The sequence below is a fragment of the Lysinibacillus sp. FSL W7-1291 genome (assembly GCF_038593415.1).
Taxonomy (GTDB): domain Bacteria; phylum Bacillota; class Bacilli; order Bacillales_A; family Planococcaceae; genus Lysinibacillus; species Lysinibacillus fusiformis_D.
On sequence record NZ_CP151994.1, the window covers coordinates 4,543,650 to 4,560,935 of the forward strand.

At 36.6% G+C, this 17,286-nt stretch carries 20 protein-coding genes; 2 read left to right on the top strand and 18 right to left on the bottom strand.

The features are described 5' to 3' along the window. Positions 1–85 precede the first annotated feature (85 nt). Genes rpsR through rpsF form a run of 3 tightly spaced genes read right to left on the bottom strand, consistent with a single transcriptional unit; the run spans position 86 to position 1,265 of the window. Positions 86–322, bottom strand: a complete 237-nt coding sequence (gene rpsR, locus NST76_RS22210; RefSeq protein ID WP_004233359.1) for a 30S ribosomal protein S18 — start codon at positions 320–322, stop codon at positions 86–88. A 39-nt stretch (positions 323–361) separates the two neighbouring features. Further along, on the bottom strand, positions 362–934 hold the full coding sequence (gene ssb, locus NST76_RS22215; protein ID WP_058844074.1) for a single-stranded DNA-binding protein: 573 nt from the start codon (positions 932–934) through the stop codon (positions 362–364). Positions 935–977: 43 nt separating this feature from the next. Further along, the gene (rpsF, locus tag NST76_RS22220) at positions 978–1,265 is read right to left on the bottom strand and encodes a 30S ribosomal protein S6 (RefSeq protein ID WP_036119511.1); all 288 of its coding nucleotides are present in this window, start codon (positions 1,263–1,265) and stop codon (positions 978–980) included. A gap of 166 nt (positions 1,266–1,431) precedes the next feature. Between rpsF and NST76_RS22225 the strand changes: the two genes are divergently transcribed. Then, a complete protein-coding gene (locus tag NST76_RS22225; RefSeq protein ID WP_271911976.1) occupies positions 1,432–2,007 on the top strand; it encodes a DUF3267 domain-containing protein in 576 nt (191 codons plus the stop codon). A gap of 55 nt (positions 2,008–2,062) precedes the next feature. On the opposite strand, the gene NST76_RS22230 is transcribed toward NST76_RS22225, so the two are convergent. The 4 genes from NST76_RS22230 to NST76_RS22245 form a co-directional block, all read right to left on the bottom strand. Continuing rightward, positions 2,063–3,103 carry an acyl-CoA dehydrogenase gene (locus tag NST76_RS22230; RefSeq protein ID WP_036119516.1) on the bottom strand — a complete coding sequence of 347 codons (1,041 nt, stop codon included), beginning with the start codon at positions 3,101–3,103 and terminating at the stop codon, positions 2,063–2,065. 84 nt (positions 3,104–3,187) lie between these two features. Then, positions 3,188–4,288, bottom strand: coding sequence for a redox-regulated ATPase YchF (gene ychF / locus NST76_RS22235; protein WP_036119519.1), 1,101 nt, complete (start codon positions 4,286–4,288; stop codon positions 3,188–3,190). Between the two features lie 99 nt (positions 4,289–4,387). Continuing rightward, positions 4,388–4,588: a DUF951 domain-containing protein gene (locus NST76_RS22240; RefSeq protein ID WP_036119522.1), complete on the bottom strand. Its 201-nt coding sequence runs from the start codon at positions 4,586–4,588 to the stop codon at positions 4,388–4,390. Continuing rightward, entirely contained in the window at positions 4,588–5,460 is an 873-nt protein-coding gene (locus NST76_RS22245; protein ID WP_036119525.1) for a mechanosensitive ion channel family protein, read from the bottom strand. The genes NST76_RS22240 and NST76_RS22245 overlap by 1 nt, the downstream gene beginning before the upstream one ends. A gap of 91 nt (positions 5,461–5,551) precedes the next feature. On the opposite strand from NST76_RS22245, the gene yyaC reads away from it, so the two are divergent. Continuing rightward, complete coding sequence (yyaC, locus tag NST76_RS22250) at positions 5,552–6,184, top strand: spore protease YyaC (RefSeq protein ID WP_338652191.1); 633 nt, start codon at positions 5,552–5,554, stop codon at positions 6,182–6,184. On the opposite strand, the gene NST76_RS22255 is transcribed toward yyaC, so the two are convergent. The 11 genes from NST76_RS22255 to rpmH all read right to left on the bottom strand — a co-directional run bounded on the left by NST76_RS22255 (position 6,101) and on the right by rpmH (position 16,702). Next, complete coding sequence (locus NST76_RS22255) at positions 6,101–6,817, bottom strand: DUF554 domain-containing protein (protein ID WP_036119532.1); 717 nt, start codon at positions 6,815–6,817, stop codon at positions 6,101–6,103. The genes yyaC and NST76_RS22255 overlap by 84 nt on opposite strands. A 77-nt stretch (positions 6,818–6,894) precedes the next feature. After that, positions 6,895–7,743 carry a ParB/RepB/Spo0J family partition protein gene (locus NST76_RS22260; protein ID WP_036119535.1) on the bottom strand — a complete coding sequence of 283 codons (849 nt, stop codon included), beginning with the start codon at positions 7,741–7,743 and terminating at the stop codon, positions 6,895–6,897. Continuing rightward, entirely contained in the window at positions 7,736–8,497 is a 762-nt protein-coding gene (locus tag NST76_RS22265) for an AAA family ATPase (protein WP_036119537.1), read from the bottom strand. The genes NST76_RS22260 and NST76_RS22265 overlap by 8 nt, the downstream gene beginning before the upstream one ends. 220 nt (positions 8,498–8,717) lie before the next feature. Then, positions 8,718–9,620 (bottom strand): nucleoid occlusion protein, encoded by a 903-nt coding sequence (gene noc / locus NST76_RS22270; protein WP_036119540.1) that lies wholly within the window; start codon positions 9,618–9,620, stop codon positions 8,718–8,720. Between the two features lie 179 nt (positions 9,621–9,799). After that, on the bottom strand, positions 9,800–10,516 hold the full coding sequence (rsmG, locus tag NST76_RS22275; RefSeq protein ID WP_036119543.1) for a 16S rRNA (guanine(527)-N(7))-methyltransferase RsmG: 717 nt from the start codon (positions 10,514–10,516) through the stop codon (positions 9,800–9,802). 111 nt (positions 10,517–10,627) lie between these two features. Then, positions 10,628–12,520 (bottom strand): tRNA uridine-5-carboxymethylaminomethyl(34) synthesis enzyme MnmG, encoded by a 1,893-nt coding sequence (mnmG, locus tag NST76_RS22280; protein WP_036119546.1) that lies wholly within the window; start codon positions 12,518–12,520, stop codon positions 10,628–10,630. 27 nt (positions 12,521–12,547) lie between these two features. Then, entirely contained in the window at positions 12,548–13,933 is a 1,386-nt protein-coding gene (gene mnmE / locus NST76_RS22285; RefSeq protein WP_036119549.1) for a tRNA uridine-5-carboxymethylaminomethyl(34) synthesis GTPase MnmE, read from the bottom strand. Between the two features lie 250 nt (positions 13,934–14,183). Next, on the bottom strand, positions 14,184–14,987 hold the full coding sequence (gene jag, locus NST76_RS22290) for an RNA-binding cell elongation regulator Jag/EloR (RefSeq protein WP_342544479.1): 804 nt from the start codon (positions 14,985–14,987) through the stop codon (positions 14,184–14,186). Further along, complete coding sequence (gene yidC, locus NST76_RS22295; RefSeq protein WP_025115704.1) at positions 14,984–15,754, bottom strand: membrane protein insertase YidC; 771 nt, start codon at positions 15,752–15,754, stop codon at positions 14,984–14,986. Before yidC ends, jag begins: the two co-directional genes overlap by 4 nt. A 368-nt stretch (positions 15,755–16,122) precedes the next feature. Then, positions 16,123–16,467 carry a ribonuclease P protein component gene (gene rnpA, locus NST76_RS22300; protein ID WP_036119559.1) on the bottom strand — a complete coding sequence of 115 codons (345 nt, stop codon included), beginning with the start codon at positions 16,465–16,467 and terminating at the stop codon, positions 16,123–16,125. Between the two features lie 100 nt (positions 16,468–16,567). Beyond that, the gene (gene rpmH / locus NST76_RS22305) at positions 16,568–16,702 is read right to left on the bottom strand and encodes a 50S ribosomal protein L34 (protein ID WP_004233310.1); all 135 of its coding nucleotides are present in this window, start codon (positions 16,700–16,702) and stop codon (positions 16,568–16,570) included. Between the last annotated feature and the right edge of the window lie 584 nt (positions 16,703–17,286).

Genomic DNA, 17,286 nt, shown 5'->3' on the forward strand with positions numbered 1-17,286 from the left:
ATAGTATTTTTACATATATTTAAAATGAAGTACATAAAAAAAGTACAACAAAGGTTCAATAACCAATGTTGTACTTTTTTTAATATTATTTGTCTTCTGCTACGAATGGAAGTAATCCCATGATACGAGATACTTTAATAGCTGAAGTTAATTTACGTTGGTACTTTGCACTTGTGCCAGTTACGCGACGTGGTAAAATTTTACCGCGCTCAGAGATGAATTTTTTTAATAAATCTACATCTTTGTAGTCGATGTGCGTAATATTGTTTGAAGTGAAGTAGCAAACTTTACGGCGTTTGCGGCCTCCGCGACGTGGTGCCATAGTATGTCTCCTCCTTATCTTATTATAATTTTAGAAGCATTAGAATGGAAGATCATCCTCAGATACTTCTATTGGCCCTTTGCTATTCGCAAATGGGTCCTCATCTACACGTGTATAATTCGGCTGATTCATAGGTGGTTGATTTTGCTGATAAGCATCGCCGCCATAGGAACCCTGTCCTGGCATTGCGCCGCCACCAAACTGTTGTTGTGGTTGACCACCGCCATATGACGGTTGGTTATTACCGTAAGTTTGTCCACCACCGTATTGAGGAGCAGGTGCACCGCTACCATTACGGGGTTCTAAAAACTGTACGCTATCTGCCACGACATCTGTTGTGTATACTCGCTTACCGTCTTGTCCTTCATAACTGCCTGTTTGAATACGGCCTTCTACCCCAATTAAACTTCCTTTTCGCATGAAGTTCGCTAGGTTTTCAGCCTGTTTTCGCCATGCAACACAGCTAATGAAATCAGCTTCGCGTTCACCTTGTTGATTTGAGAATGCACGGTTTACAGCAACTGTAAATCTTGTAGACGCAATTCCATTTGGTGTATAACGTAGCTCAGGATCTTTTGTTAGTCTTCCGACTAATACGACACGGTTTATCATCAGAATGCAACCTCCTTTTCAGCGTTTTGTTAAAAATTAATTATTAAGCTTCTTGGCGAACTGCAATGTGGCGAATGATGTCTTCGCTGATGTTAGCAAGACGTGTATATTCGTTGATTGCATCTGAAGAAGCGTTTACTTTTACGATTTGGTAGTAACCTTCGCGGAAGTCTTTAATTTCATAAGCTAAGCGGCGTTTGCCCCACTCTTTTGATTCGATGACTTCTGCACCGTTAGAAGTTAAGATTTCGTTGAAACGTTCAACTAAAGCTTTCTTCGCTTCGTCTTCAATGTTCGGACGTACGATGTACATTAATTCGTATTTTCTCATCTGTTTACACCTCCTTATGGACTTAGGCTCTCCTATTGAAGGGAGCAAGGAGCAAGTAATTAATTATTACTCACATCAATGAATTGTAACATATAGATACATTTCTTTCAAGTCACAAACTAATAATTCATTATATAATGACAGTATATTTGAAAGGAGCGCCTTCATGCTAACTAATAATAAAGAGCCTATTGTTATCGAATTAGATTTAAAGAAATTAATGATCGACAATTTTGTGATCACTAGTGGTCTTGTCATATTATTTACAGCTATTCAATATATTTGCTTTAAAGATTTTCATTTTTCTGTTTGGAACATGGTTAGTGGCACAGCACTGTTCGTGGCGTTGTATATTATTTTTATTATCCTACATGAGGTTTTTCATTTAATTGGCTTTATGTTTTTTGGCAAAGTGCCCTTTAAGGCTTTAAAATACGGCATCAATTTAGAGCTTGGCATTGCCTATGCGACGACTGAACAGCCTCTTTTCAATCATGCTATGAAAAAGGCTCTATTACTGCCATTCTGGACAACCGGCATCCTTCCAACCATTGTTGGGTTTTATCTCAATAGTACGGTTTTGATCCTGATTGGAGCTTTTTTAATAGCAGGAGCAGTAGGTGATTTTGCCATGTATAAAGAATTACGAAAATATCCAAGAGATGCTTTGATACGGGATGATCCCAAATTGCCGAAACTTTATGTCTATCTACCACTGGAAAAGGATAGCTCACTAAAGTAACACTTCATCATTCAAAGAATCTGTAGCGTAGAAATGACTAGCTACAGATTCTAATTTAAGGCGTTAAAAATCCGTGCTGGGCCGCTGTGTATAAATTTCTCCAAATACGATTAATAGTGGATGTTTCTGTAATAGCATCCATACCAAGACTGCGTATTAAATTATTCGCTATCTCTAGGCAAGCTGCAGCAATATCCTTACTCATTTGTGTAAATTGTGATAAGTCCTCTTCGGATAATTGATCACCACGTTGATGTAATTCCCAATATTTAGATAATGTTGTATAGAATTGTTCCTCGTATTGCTTGTAACGTTTCTGCTGTTGCATTAATAAAAACTGAAGGGATCCAATATGCTCAGCCCAGCTTCTATCATGATTTCGTTGCTTCATTAAAACGGTTGCTTCTTCTAAAAAATTCTCTGTTATCCCAAGACAAACACTTAAAAAGGAAGCTTCCGCAAAAGTGGTAAATGGAAAGCTATGTACTGAATCGCCATAATTATTTCTGATTGTACCTAATTGAAAAGTAGCTTCCTGTGGTACCCAAACATTGTTCACACGGATTGTATGACTTGCTGTTGCCTTCAAGCCCATGGCACACCAATCGTTCAAAATTTCAACATCTTGCGGGTTCACTGAGCAGCTAATAATTTTTTCTGTTTTGACACCATTTTCTTCAATATAGCAGTTCATTGTAAATGTTGACGCATAGTTAGAGCCACTACAATACTTCCACTGCCCCGTTATGTAGTAGCCTCCATCTGTTTTTACTGCTATTCCCGTTGGATAACCACTGCCTGCTATGACTGCTTCTTTAGGCATATAGATTTTCTCACAAATATCCTGGTTGAATGTTGGGATAAATGCATTTCCACCTGTACCAATAGTAATTAGCCAGCCGACATTACCATCGAGTGCAGACATTTGCTGAAATACTTTTACACCCTCTACTAAATCTAAATCCTTACCACCTAATTCTTTTGACGTGAACAATTTAAATAATTGTTGCTCATAAATAAAATCTAAGACGTCCTGTGGTAGCATCCCCAGTTGCTCAAACTCTAAACCACGTTCCTTAATTTGCAAAGCATTCATGCGTTAGTCGCCTCCATACGTTAAAAATTCTGATAATGATACAATCGAAAAAGGGCAACCATTTTCGATTGCCCTTGTCAGTTTTTATACATTAAAGCGGAACAGCATAATATCGCCATCTTGTACTTCATATTCTTTACCTTCAAGACGTACTTTACCAGCTTCCTTCGCTGCTGCTTGAGAACCTGCCTCTAATAGATCAGCATAAGCAACTGTTTCTGCCCGAATAAAGCCACGTTCAAAATCCGTATGGATGATACCTGCACATTGTGGCGCCTTCATCCCTTTACGGAACGTCCATGCACGTACCTCTTGTACGCCTGCAGTGAAGTAAGTAGCTAATCCTAATAAATCATAAGAAGTACGGATTAACTGATCTAAGCCTGATTCTTTAATTCCAAGTTCTTCTAAGAACATAGTTTTTTCTTCATCATCAAGCTCAGAAATTTCTTCTTCGATTTTTGCACAAATTGTAATAACTTGAGCACCTTCTGCTGAAGCATACTCACGTACTTTTTTCACATACTCATTATTGTCAGCATCTGCTACTTCATCTTCTGAAACGTTTGCTACATATAGCATTGGTTTAATTGTTAGTAAATGAAGACCTTTAATTATCTTTAGTTCATCATCAGAAAGCTCAGCCGCACGTGCCGGTTTACCGTTTTCTAATTGCTCTTTAATTTTTAGAAGAACTGGCTCTTCCACCATAGCCTCTTTATCTTTTTGTTTTGCCATTTTGCTAACACGTTGTAAACGTTTATCTACAGATTCTAAGTCAGCAAGTGCAAGCTCCAGATTAATAACCTCTATATCATCAATTGGGTCTACTGCACCAGATACGTGCGTAATGTTTTCGTCTACAAAACAACGTACAACCTGACAAATTGCATCTACTTCACGAATATGAGCAAGGAATTTATTCCCTAATCCTTCACCTTTGGAAGCACCTTTTACAATTCCTGCGATATCTGTGAACTCAAATGCAGTTGGTACAGTTTTTTTCGGTACAACTAATTCTGTTAATTTATCTAAACGTGCATCAGGTACTTCAACGATACCAACGTTTGGATCAATCGTTGCGAATGGATAGTTTGCAGCCAATGCGCCCGCTTTTGTAATTGCGTTAAATAATGTTGATTTTCCAACGTTAGGTAAACCAACGATTCCAGCTGTTAATGCCATGAATGGACACAACCTTTCTATACTCAGTTCAAATTTTTTCTCTCATATAACCTTATCTATTATATTGATTCACTCATAAAAAGTCTAATATGCCTGATGTTACGCCTCATTAGCAGAAATTAAAACCTTTTTCATTTTTTTCTCAAAGTCACGGCGTGGAATCATTACACTATGCTGACATCCTTCGCATTTGATACGTACGTCTGCCCCCATACGAATGATTTTCCATTTATTAGTACCACATGGATGTTGTTTTTTCATTTCAACAATATCATTTAAACCAAATTTTTTCGCTTCCATTATTCACTTCTCCCTTCTTCTTTCCCATAGAACATCATTTTTGGATAGGCCATTGGTATATTATTTTCTTCAAAAAGTTTGGTAACATCACGGCGAATACTACGTGCTACTCCATATTGCTGCTGCGGTAATGTTTCAGCAGCTATTCGTATCGTTACCTCTGTCCCTTTAACATTTTGCACACCTAAAAATACTGGCGTCGCTATTAGCTCTTTATGCATTTTTGGTAATGTTTCTAAATACTTATTAATTATTGCCTCTGCTTTTTCAAAATCAGCCTCAGTAGCCATTTGTAAATCTATAAAAATTTTGGAGTTGTTAACAGAATAATTGACGACCTCACCAATTGCACCATTTGGAATGATGAATTGCTCACCTGTAGCACCATTAATTTTCGTTGTACGTAAACCAATTTCTACAACCGTACCTTCTGCTGCGTTAATTTTTATATAATCCCCTACACCAAACTGATCTTCAAAGATAATAAAGAATCCAGTAATAACATCCTTCACTAAACTTTGAGCGCCAAAACCAATTGCTAAACCAACAATCCCTGCACCAGCCAATAAACCTGCTACCTTTATTTCTAAGGAAGAAAGAATCCCAATAATTGCAGAGAAATAAACAACATAGGAAATCACACTTTGTAATAATCTTGCAATTGTTCGTTGGCGTCGCTCTGAGTGGTTTAATGGGGAACGCATTCGTATTAAAAACACTTTTTTAATAAATTTTTTACCTAATCTTACTGCAATCCATGATGCTAATAAAATGAGCAATATCTCTAAAGATGCATTAATAACCGATTCCCAAAGGTCCTCAGATGTGAGCTTATCCCAGTATCTCTCCATTAATTTTTTATTCTCTTCCATAATTACCACCTCTTGAATAACTTGCTAAAAATTTGCGTATACTGCATAAAAATTGAGCACTTCTAAAAATAAAAAGAAAGTGAGTTTTTTTATGAATACTATACCAAATTTGTTACTACCTTATTCCCTTCATCACGAGAGTAAAAATGCCGTTTGGCAATTAAGTACATTATTTTTAGAACATATACCGTTTCATCATGAACGACTAATTTTTTGTTGTATTGGCAGTGACCGTTGTACGGGCGATACACTTGGGCCATTAACAGGTAGCTTTTTAAAAAAATCTGTCAGCTTTCCCTATGAAATTGTAGGTTCTTTAGAAGATCCTTTACATGCTCTAAATCTTGATTCTACAATGCAACAGCTACACAATCATACTACAAAACCTTTCATTATTGCGATTGATGCCTGTCTAGGCAGTGAACAAAATGTTGGTCATATTTCAGTGCAAAGCGGACCCATCTTCCCTGGCAAGGCTGTAAAAAAAGAATTACCCCCAATCGGAGACATTTCCGTTAAAGGAATCGTCAATATTGGAGGCTTTATGGAAATGCTTGTTTTACAAAATACAAGACTTCATATTTCTTATGCTATGGCTGAAAAGCTTTCAAGAGCTTTATTATTGGCTGCCCATCGCTATTCATTGAAAAGTGTAGAAGATAGCCACCATAATACCAACAATGACGATACCTGGCAGCAAGTTAGCAGCTTTGATCTTAGCTAGGCCCGCAATATTTAACCCTATTGCCATAATCATTACACCGCCTACAGCTGTCATTTCTGTAATGTACATTTGTAGTGCAGCATCAGGTATAAAGGAACTAATAACGCCTGCAAAAAGTGCGATTAATCCCTGATAAACAAAAACAGGTACAGCGGATAGCAATACACCAATGCCTAAAGTGGATGCTAGAATAATGGATGTAAACCCATCTATTAATCCTTTTGTAATTAATACATTATGATCATTACGAAGACCACTATCGAGTGCACCGATTACAGCCATTGACCCAACAACAAAAATTAAGGAGGCAGTGACAAAGCCCTCTGCTATGCTAATTTGATTTTGGTCATTTCGTTTTGTACGAAATAAACTCTCTACCCATTTCCCTAGACGATTCATTTGTCTATCTAAATCTAACCACTCACCTATTACAGTACCTACTACTAAACTTACTACTAATATAATAAAATTATCACTTTCAAAGCCCATTTTTATCCCTAATAATGTGACTGCTAAGCCAATAATAGATAGTACAGTAGATTTCATAGATTCAGGAATATTTTTAAAAATGCGCCCTACTAATGCACCTGCTACTATTAGCACAGCATTAATCAATGCCCCTAGTAATACCACACTTAAGCCTTCCTTCTCTCTAAAAAATAGAGAGCGCCTGTTTGCTTGGCGCTCTGATTAAGTTATAGAAATGTATTTTATTCTTCCTGTAAATTTAGTATTTCTAAAATACGTTCTAAATCATCTTCAGAATAAAATTCAATTTCAATTTTCCCCTTATTATTTGTTTTTTTGATTTGAACATTTGTTCCAAAGTAGTCTCGTAATTGGGATTCCTTGGCTGATACAAATATATCTTTCTTCTTTGGTGGAATTGTTTCACGTGAAACTTCTTCATTTAAGTTTTGTACTAGCATTTCAACTTGACGTACATTCAACCCTAAATTAATGACCTTATTAGCCACTTCTGAGATTCTTCTTTTATTTTTCAGGCCAAGTAATGCTCGTCCCTGCCCCATCGATAAGGTACCATCATTCATAAATTTACGTACATCTTCTGGTAAAGCAAGCAACCGAACATGATTAGCGATATGTGGTCTACTTTTCCCTAACCGTTTCGATAATTCTTCTTGAGTTAAATGTAAGTTTTCCATTAGACTCTGATAGGCTTCCGCTTCTTCAATAACGGTTAAATCCTCACGTTGAAGATTTTCTAAAATAGCTAACTCCATCATTTGTGCATCTGATAGCTCTTTTATGATGACAGGAATAACCTCTAATTCAGCTAACAGACAGGCTCTATAACGACGTTCCCCTGCAACAATTTCAAATTTGCGCCCTTTTTTGCGCACAGCAATTGGCTGCAAAATACCATGTTCTTTAATCGAATCTGCTAACTCTTGTAAACTTTCTTCATCAAAAATTTTACGAGGTTGAAAGGGGTTCGCCACAATTAAATCTAATTGAATTTCTTCCACTTGACCACTTTGCTCTAAAGACTCTCCTGGAAATAGTGCACCAATACCCTTTCCTAAACCTTTAGCCATTTTTAATCACTTCCCTCGCCATCTCCAAATAAACTTCTGCACCTCTCGATTTTGCGTCATAAGTGATGATTGGTTGACCATGACTTGGTGCCTCACTTAATCGCACATTACGAGGAATGATCGTCTTGTATACTTTATCTTGGAAATATTTTTTTACTTCATCAATAACTTGCAAGCCTAAGTTTGTACGTGCATCTAGCATTGTTAATAGAACGCCATCAATATAGAGCTGCTGATTTAAATGCTTTTGAACAAGGCGAACAGTTGAGAGCAATTGACTTAGCCCTTCCAACGCATAATATTCGCATTGTACAGGGATAATGAGCGCATCTGAAGCTGTTAAAGCATTAATAGTTAAAAGCCCTAAAGATGGAGGACAGTCAATAATTATATAATCGAAATCTTCTTTCACATTTTGCAGTGCATGTTTTAAACGCACTTCTCTTGAAATAGTCGAAACCAATTCAATTTCTGCACCTGCAAGTGAGATGGTTGCTGGCACGATTGATAAATTCTCTACGTTTGTTTTTTGAATGACATTTTCAACATCTTCATCATCAATAAGCACATCATAAATACAAGCTTGTATTTCTCCTTTATTAATACCAAGTCCACTTGTTGTATTCCCCTGAGGATCGGTATCAATTAATAGCACTTTCTTACCTAAATATGCTAGGCAAGCGCTCAAATTGACCGAAGTTGTTGTTTTACCTACGCCACCCTTTTGATTGGCGATTGCTATAATTCTACCCATTTAAAAGCACCTGCTTTCATCTATCAAACTTAACTTTGACAAATCATTTGTAAAATCACTATTTAATACGCTATCTAACTTTCATTCTATCAAAAAAATTGAAGAGAGTTGTATAAAATATTAAGAATATATACAAAAAAGGAGATATCTCATTTATTTTTCTGAGATATCTCCTCTGTTCAGTATTGGACATAACAATATATTACTTTTTTAAAATAATTTATTGCACCTTTTTCTTTTTAGGTATCTTCACTGTAATTTGATAGTATTCCTCTGTATCTTCTTCTTCTGTTTTTACTGTAATACCACTTTTCGTTACCATTGTTAGTGATTGTTTAATGGTATTTAAAGCAATGCGCACATCTTTACTTATAGCCTTACGTTTTGGTTTTGCTTTCTTTGGTACTGTTTCTTCTGGCTCGTCTGTGACTGGGTTTAATATGGCTTGAATTTGCTCCTCTAACTGACGTACATTCCATTCATTATCAATCGATAGCTGTAAAATTTCTAATTGTAATGGTTGATCCTTAATAGCAATTAATGCACGTGCGTGTCGTTCAGATATTTTACGCTTCAAAATGGCTTGCTGCACTTCATCCGGCAGCCTTAATAAACGCAATTTATTGGCTACAGTGGATTGTCCTTTTCCAAGTCTTTGGGCCAGAGCTTCTTGTGTTAGCTCATGAAGCTCTAATAATTTTTGATAGGCTACCGCTTCTTCAATTGCGGTTAACTCCTCACGCTGTAAGTTCTCTATTAGCGCAATAGAAGCTGTTTCCTTATCAGTTAAATTACGTACAATAGCAGGGACCTCTGTCCATTGTAGCTTTTTCATCGCTCGGTAACGGCGCTCACCGGCAATGATTTCATATTGATTTTCTGATGTTTTACGTACAACAATTGGCTGAATCACACCATGTGTATGAATGGTTCTTGATAATTCTTCAATTTTTTCATCATCAAAAATAGTACGTGGCTGAAAACGGTTAGGTACAATTTGATCAATAGGCAACTTTATGACTTCTTCCGCTGCATGAACCGCCTCTGCTTGTTCTACTTCATTTTTCACAATAGGCTCCGTTTTACTCCCGCCTCCAAAAAAACGTGAAAAAGGACTTTTCATCCAAGTGGCACCACCTTTAAGTAACTATCTTGCTAAGTGTCATTCTATTATTATTTATTATATTTCATCAAATGTATATAGTTCATAGATGTCTTTTGCGTGAACCATCCATAACTAGTATGTATGCTCAAAATAGAAAAAATATTTTCTACTTTGAGAAGTTTCACATGAAACACTAATTATTGAATTGGTGTTTTATTTGGTACACCTGGCTTACGCGGGTATTTTTTCGGTGTTCCTTTTATTTTATCAAATATATATAAAGTGCGGTCACTTTCTTCAACAGGTAGCTTGAAAGAAAATTCTTCTCTCAGTTTAACACCTAATGTTATTAAAGCTTTTTTAGCATCCTTTAATTCCTCTGCTCCTGCTGCAGCCTTTAAAGCAACAAAATAACCATCTTGTTTTGCTAAAGGTACGCATAGCTCAGATAACACTGATAAACGAGCTACAGCGCGTGCTGTTACCACATCAAATTGTTCACGATATTTTGTATTTTGACCAAACTCTTCTGCTCGTGCATGTACAAAATGCATATTCTCTAATTGTAGCTCATCACTTAAATGATTTAAAAATGTAATTCGTTTATTTAAGGAGTCGACAATTGTGACATGTAAATGCGGGAAACAGATTTTAATAGGGATACTAGGGAAACCAGCACCTGCTCCAACATCACAAACAGTAATTACTTTTGAAAAATCAAAATAAAATGAGGCACTGATCGAATCGAAGAAATGCTTTAAATAAACGCCTTCTAAATCTGTAATAGCGGTTAAATTCATTTTTTCATTCCACTCGACAAGTAATTCAAAATATTTTTTAAATTGAGCGATCTGCTTATCCGAAAGTTCGATGCCTTTCTCTTTCAGAGCCTCAATAAATTGTTGTTCGTTCATGTAAAGTCTCCTTTATCGATCTTACTATACTACTCCACTCAGCAGTATAACCTTAAAAATAGGAAGCGGGCACAATGGTATGCCCGCCCCTTATTCACTTTACGCTGTTGATTAGCTGCTTACTTTCGCAATTTTACCTTGTTCAATATAAACAAGCAGAATGGAAATATCAGCTGGGTTAACACCCGAAATACGAGAAGCTTGTGCAATAGAAAGTGGTATAACTTGTTTTAACTTTTGACGTGCTTCTGTTGCTAAACCTGAAATCGCATCGTAATCAATATTCTCAGGAATTTTTTTGTTTTCCATTTTGTGTAGCTTCTCTACCTGTTGCAATGCTTTTTCGATATAACCTTCATATTTAAGCTGAATTTCAATTTGTTCTTTTACTTCATCCGTAAACTCTATTTCTGCAGGAATTAAAGATGCAATTAACTCATAATGCATTTCAGTACGTTTTAATAAATCTGCGCCACGAATACCATCCTTTAACTCACTACCGCCAACAGAACGAATAACAGATTGGGTTGCTTCATTTGGCTTAATAATGATTTCACGAAGACGTGCAATTTCAGTTTCAATCAGTTCCTTTTTCTCAATGAACTTTGTATATCTTTCTTGTGGAATCATGCCCATTTTGTAAGCCAGCTCTATTAAACGTAAATCGGCATTATCGTGACGTAACAATAGACGATACTCTGCACGAGATGTTAATAAACGATATGGCTCATTTGTCCCTTTTGTCACCAAGTCATCGATCAAAACGCCAATATAGGCATCAGAGCGACTTAAAATTAACTCCTCTTTACCAAGTACATTAGCAGCAGCATTCATTCCCGCCATTAAGCCTTGTGCGGCTGCTTCTTCATAACCAGATGTACCGTTAATTTGACCAGCTGTATATAAGCCTTTAATGCGTTTTGTTTCTAATGTCGGCCATAATTGGGTTGGCACAATTGAATCGTATTCAATGGCATAACCAGCGCGCATCATTTCCGCATTTTCTAAGCCAGGAATAGATTTTAGTAAACGTGTTTGGACATGTTCTGGTAAGCTCGTTGACAAACCTTGAACATACACTTCACGCGTATTACGGCCTTCTGGCTCTAAGAAAATTTGGTGTCGAGGCTTATCATTAAAACGCACAACTTTATCCTCAATAGACGGGCAATAACGTGGCCCTGTCCCTTTAATCATTCCTGAATACATCGGTGAAAGATGTAAATTTGCTTCAATAATTTCATGCGTTTCAGGGCTTGTATAGGTTAACCAGCAAGGTAGCTGGTCCATAATGAACTCAGTTGTTTCAAAACTAAATGCACGTGGAACGTCATCCCCTGGTTGAATCTCTGTTTTGTCATAATCAATTGTACGATTATTTACACGTGGTGGAGTACCTGTTTTGAAACGAACTAGGTCAAAGCCAAGCTCTTTTAAATTATCGGCTAAGCGAATCGAAGGTTGTTGGTTATTAGGACCGCTTGAATATTTCATATCACCAATAATGATTTCACCGCGTAAGAAAGTACCTGTTGTCACAACGACTGTTTTAGCACGATAAACGGCACCAATTTGTGTAATGACTCCTTTAACTTCCCCATCTTCAATAATCAGCTCTTCAACCATTCCTTGATGGATTGTTAAGTTTTCAGTTTCCTCCAACACACGTTTCATCTCTTGTTGGTACAAAACTTTATCCGCTTGTGCGCGCAATGCACGTACTGCTGGACCTTTCCCTGTATTTAACATTCTCATTTGTATATGTGTTTTATCGATAACTTTCCCCATGACGCCACCTAAAGCGTCAATTTCACGTACGACGATTCCTTTGGCAGGGCCACCAATAGATGGATTACATGGCATAAATGCAATCATATCTAAATTGATTGTTAGCATTAATGTGCTAGCGCCCATTTTAGCCGCAGCGTGTGCAGCTTCTGAACCTGCATGACCTGCGCCAATTACAATAACATCAAACGTGCCTGCCTCATATTTTGTTGGCATGCTCGTATCTTCCTTTCTCTTATCAATTTATTTTCCTAAGCAGAACTGTGAAAATAGCTGATTAATTAGGCTTTCTTGTACAGTGTCACCAATGATTTCACCAAGTATTTCCCATGTTCTTGTTACATCGATTTGTACCATATCAACTGGTACACCTTCCTGTGCAGCTGCTATTGCATCTTCAACCGTTGCCTGTGCTTGGTGCAGAAGTGCAATATGTCTTGCATTTGAAACATATGTTAAATCGCCCGCTTCGATTTGTCCTTCAAAGAATAAAGCAGCAATGGCTTCTTCTAGCTCTGTAATGCCTTCTTCCTGTAACAAGGAAGTCGTTACAATACGATGCTCATCAGCTAATTCTTCGACACGTGCTAAATCAATTTTTTGCGGTAAATCTGTTTTATTGACAATAACGATGTAATCCATCGCTTCAATTGTTTTGAATAGACGCTCATCCTCAGCAGTTAATTCATCTGCGTAGTTTAATACAAACAAAATTAAATCTGCTCCACGAAGAGCTTCTCGAGAACGTTCTACTCCAATTCGTTCAACAATATCTTCTGTCTCCCGAATACCTGCCGTATCCACTAAACGAAGTGGAACACCGCGTACATTGACATACTCTTCTATAATATCACGAGTAGTCCCTGCAATATCTGTCACTATGGCCTTATTTTCTTGTACTAAGCTATTTAAAAGAGAAGACTTCCCTACATTTGGACGACCTAAAATAACAGTTGATAAGCCCTCGCGTAAAATTTTTCCTTGAGAAGATGTTTGCAGAAGTTTACTAATTTCATTTCTTACCCATGTACATTTTTCTACTAATACAGGTACTGTCATTTCTTCTACATCATCATACTCCGGATAATCTATATTAACCTCTACTTGTGCCAATGTCTCTAGTAAAGCTTGGCGTAAATCACCAATAAGTCTCGATAATTTTCCATCCATTTGACCCAAAGCAACATTCATCGCACGATCTGTTTTAGCTCTTATCAGATCCATAACCGCTTCAGCCTGAGATAAATCAATACGTCCATTTAAAAACGCTCGTTTTGTGAATTCGCCAGGCTCAGCTAATCTTGCTCCATTCGTTAACGCAAGTTGCAATACACGATTCACTGAAACTAGTCCACCGTGACAATTTATTTCAACTACATCCTCACGTGTAAATGTTTTTGGTCCACGCATCAGTGATAGCATTACTTCCTCTACTACCTCACTTGTTTTAGGATCAACTAAATGACCATAATGAATGGTGTGCGAATCTTTCGTTGTTAAACTTTTCCCACCAGGTGATTTGAATATTTTATCTGCAATTGTCACTGCCTCGTCCCCACTTAAACGAACGATAGCTATGGCACCTTCACCCATAGGTGTGGATATCGCAGCAATTGTATCGAACTCCATTTAATGACCTCCTCAACGTTATCCACATGTGGATAATCGAAACCGACCAATACTTACTAACACCTTAGACTAACATATTTTCAACAAAATCTAAAGTAAGGATCATTTCCAAATGTGGATAATATCAATTTTTTAGGTTATCTTATTTTCGACAAAAATCACTATTCTTTGCCTCACTAAAAAAGGTCATTTTATCACGAAGATAAAATGACCTTTCAATATATAGTGTCTGTATGTTTACAGCAGCAGACTAATTATTATTTACTGGTTCAATCACTAAATAACGATTAGGCTCTGTGCCTTCTGAATACGTTTCAAGATCTAGACGATTTGCTAATTGATTATGAATTATTTTTCGCTCGTAAGACGGCATTGGTTCAAATGCCACACGTTGATTTAAGCGTAATGCTTTATCCGCCATTCGATCTGCAAGTAATTCTAAAGCTTCTTGTCGACGTTCGCGATAGTTTTCTACATCCAATTTCACCATTAAAAACTGCTTAGCGCTTTTATTTAATACGAGTTGCGTCAATTGCTGTAAGGAATTTAGTGTTTGACCACGTTTTCCTATAAGCAGTGCAGCTTTCTCACTTTTTAGTTGAAATAATACATATTTCCCCTCGCGAGTCGTAGCAATATCAAGATCATCAATAGCCAACTGTTCAGCAATACTTTGTAAATAAGCTTTTGCCTCTTCAATTGGGTTTGCCGTGTCTTCTTCCTCATTTTGCTCTTTTACGATTTGTTGAACTTCTTCGATTTCACTTGGTTGTTCAGAAACTTGTGAACTTATTGTTTCAACATCATCTACTACTAATGGTTTGTCTAATTTAGTCGCATTTTGCGGTTCGGCTTTGTCACTTTCAATTGTCGGAACCTGAACTTCCTTTACTGTTACACGTACCTCTGCAGAACGTGCACCAAAACCTAAAAATCCTTTTTTACCTTCTTGTAAAACTTCAACATCTACTTGTTCACGGGTTTTGCCAAGTTTCTGTAACGCCAATGAGATCGCTTCTTGTGTTGTTGCGCCTATTTGCGTAAGTTGTTTCACTTTTTAGCCCCTCCATTTTGAGCAGGTTGTGTTTTATCTTTATTCCAAGGTTTATAAATATACAGGTTTTGGAAAATCGAAATAATATTCCCGATTACCCAATATAGTGATAATGCAGCTGGTAAGGCCATACCAAAACCAATGATCATGAATGGCATAATATACATCATGATTTTCATTTGAGGATTATCCATTGCTGGTCCTGTACGTAATACGATAAATTGCATTAAACCTGCCGTAATTGCTAATGCAGGTGCAGGATCTGCTAACGGGAAGATAAAGAAATTTCCTAAATCAAATGTAGATGTAGCATTCATACGACTAATTGCATGATAGAAACCAATTAAAATTGGCATTTGAATGATTACTGGTAAACACCCTGCTAGTGGGTTTACTCCAGATTCACTCATTAGCTTCATCATTTCTTGCTGATATTGTTGTTGTGTCTGAGCATCCTTAGAAGCATACTTCTTCTGCAGTTCCTTCAATTTTGGTTGAATTTCTTGCATCTTTTTAGAGCTCTTTGTTTGTTTAATCATCAAAGGTAAAATTGCTAAACGAATAATAATCGTTACGGCAATGATCCCCCATGCATACGTACCGAGCAAATCAGCAAAGTATTTTATCGCTGATACCAACGGCCAAACAATGAATTCATTCCAGAAGCCTGTGCTGTCTTTTGAAATTGGTTCATTGAATTCTGTACAACCAGAAAGTAGTAAGGCTACTGATACTAGTGACAAAATTACCCAATGTTGTTTTTTCAACCTTCTTCCCCCTACAATTACTATTCACTTTTTCTTCATTCTATATGCATTTCTTCATTCACTGGCAGTTTCCTACCTCAAGATCTGCCAGCTACTTTATCATGATTTAGCCAGCGTTTGGGACGTCCTCAATAAAGATAAAGTTATCAGTTATTTTATCACGCCTATAACGTTCACTCTACTAAATATTCTAACTACATATACTTATTCCTAAGTTATGTTGCGAATTTTACATATTTTTTTATGAAATCGCACGCTACAAATACCCCTACGCGTATATTCCTCTATTTATAATTGTATGCAAAACCGCTCTATTTCTACTCCATTACTAACAGTACAGGCGTATTTTCACCACTTGCTTGCATACATTACACTTTCTTCATTACCTTTGCGATTTGTAGTACATGCTGCAAACTTTGTTTCACTTCATGAAAATCCATAGTGGCCGCCGGATGTCTGGCGATAATAACATAATCCATATTCGGCTTTAAATCATCCTTTAATTCTTGAATACTTTGTCGAATATAGCGTTTTATTTTGTTGCGTGTTACCGCATTTCCAAGCTTTTTACTAACCGATAAACCTACACGAAATTCTGTTTGCCCTTCTTTTGCTAAAAAATAAACAACAAACTGACGATTAGCGAAAGATTTACCTTTTTTAAACACCTTTTGAAAATCATCATTTTTTTTCACTCTTTGGCGTTTTTTCATTTCTTTCACCTGCTATTAGATAATATCTTTTGATCCTCATTTCTAGGTTTACCAAAAATAAAGAAAAAAAAGACCACTGATGTGGCTCAGTGGACTTATTTTATGCTGATAAAACTTTTCTTCCTTTACGACGACGAGCAGCAAGAACTTTGCGACCGTTTTTCGTGCTCATACGTGCGCGGAAACCGTGAACTTTGCTGTGCTTACGTTTCTTTGGTTGGTAAGTACGTTTCATTTATATAGACACCTCCTGATATGAGTTGAATTTTTCAACATACAGACTCGAATATTATATAAAGTTTCTAGTTATTTTGTCAATGTATTTCATAAATTTCTTTTAACCAGCTAATCTATGTATCAAAATCAATCTATTGCATCTTTACTAATTCAAAGATTATTTATTGCATGAACATAAAATATTTATCCACAGAGTACTTGTTTTTTTTACACAGAGTTGTGTATAGTATTTTTTGCATTATTTTTTATCCACAACGATTATCTACAGCTTTTTCACATAAGCAGTGCTTGTGGACAACTCTAAAGTGCATAACTACAAGCTATGTGGATAAGTTTCATAAACTATTGAAATAGCTTTGTTTTTCTGATACGATTACTGTGCTTCACTTTGTTGAAAACTGAAATGAACATTTTAATTATCCACAACTGTTAATATGCTGTGGATAATTTTTATCACAGCCTTTGGTTAACTTTTATCCACAGCTTGTGATTATGTGGACGAGTTGTAATATGAACGTATTTACCATTTCTATAAATGCGATTTTTTTTTATGTATTGAACACTGTAAAGGAGATTAGCAGC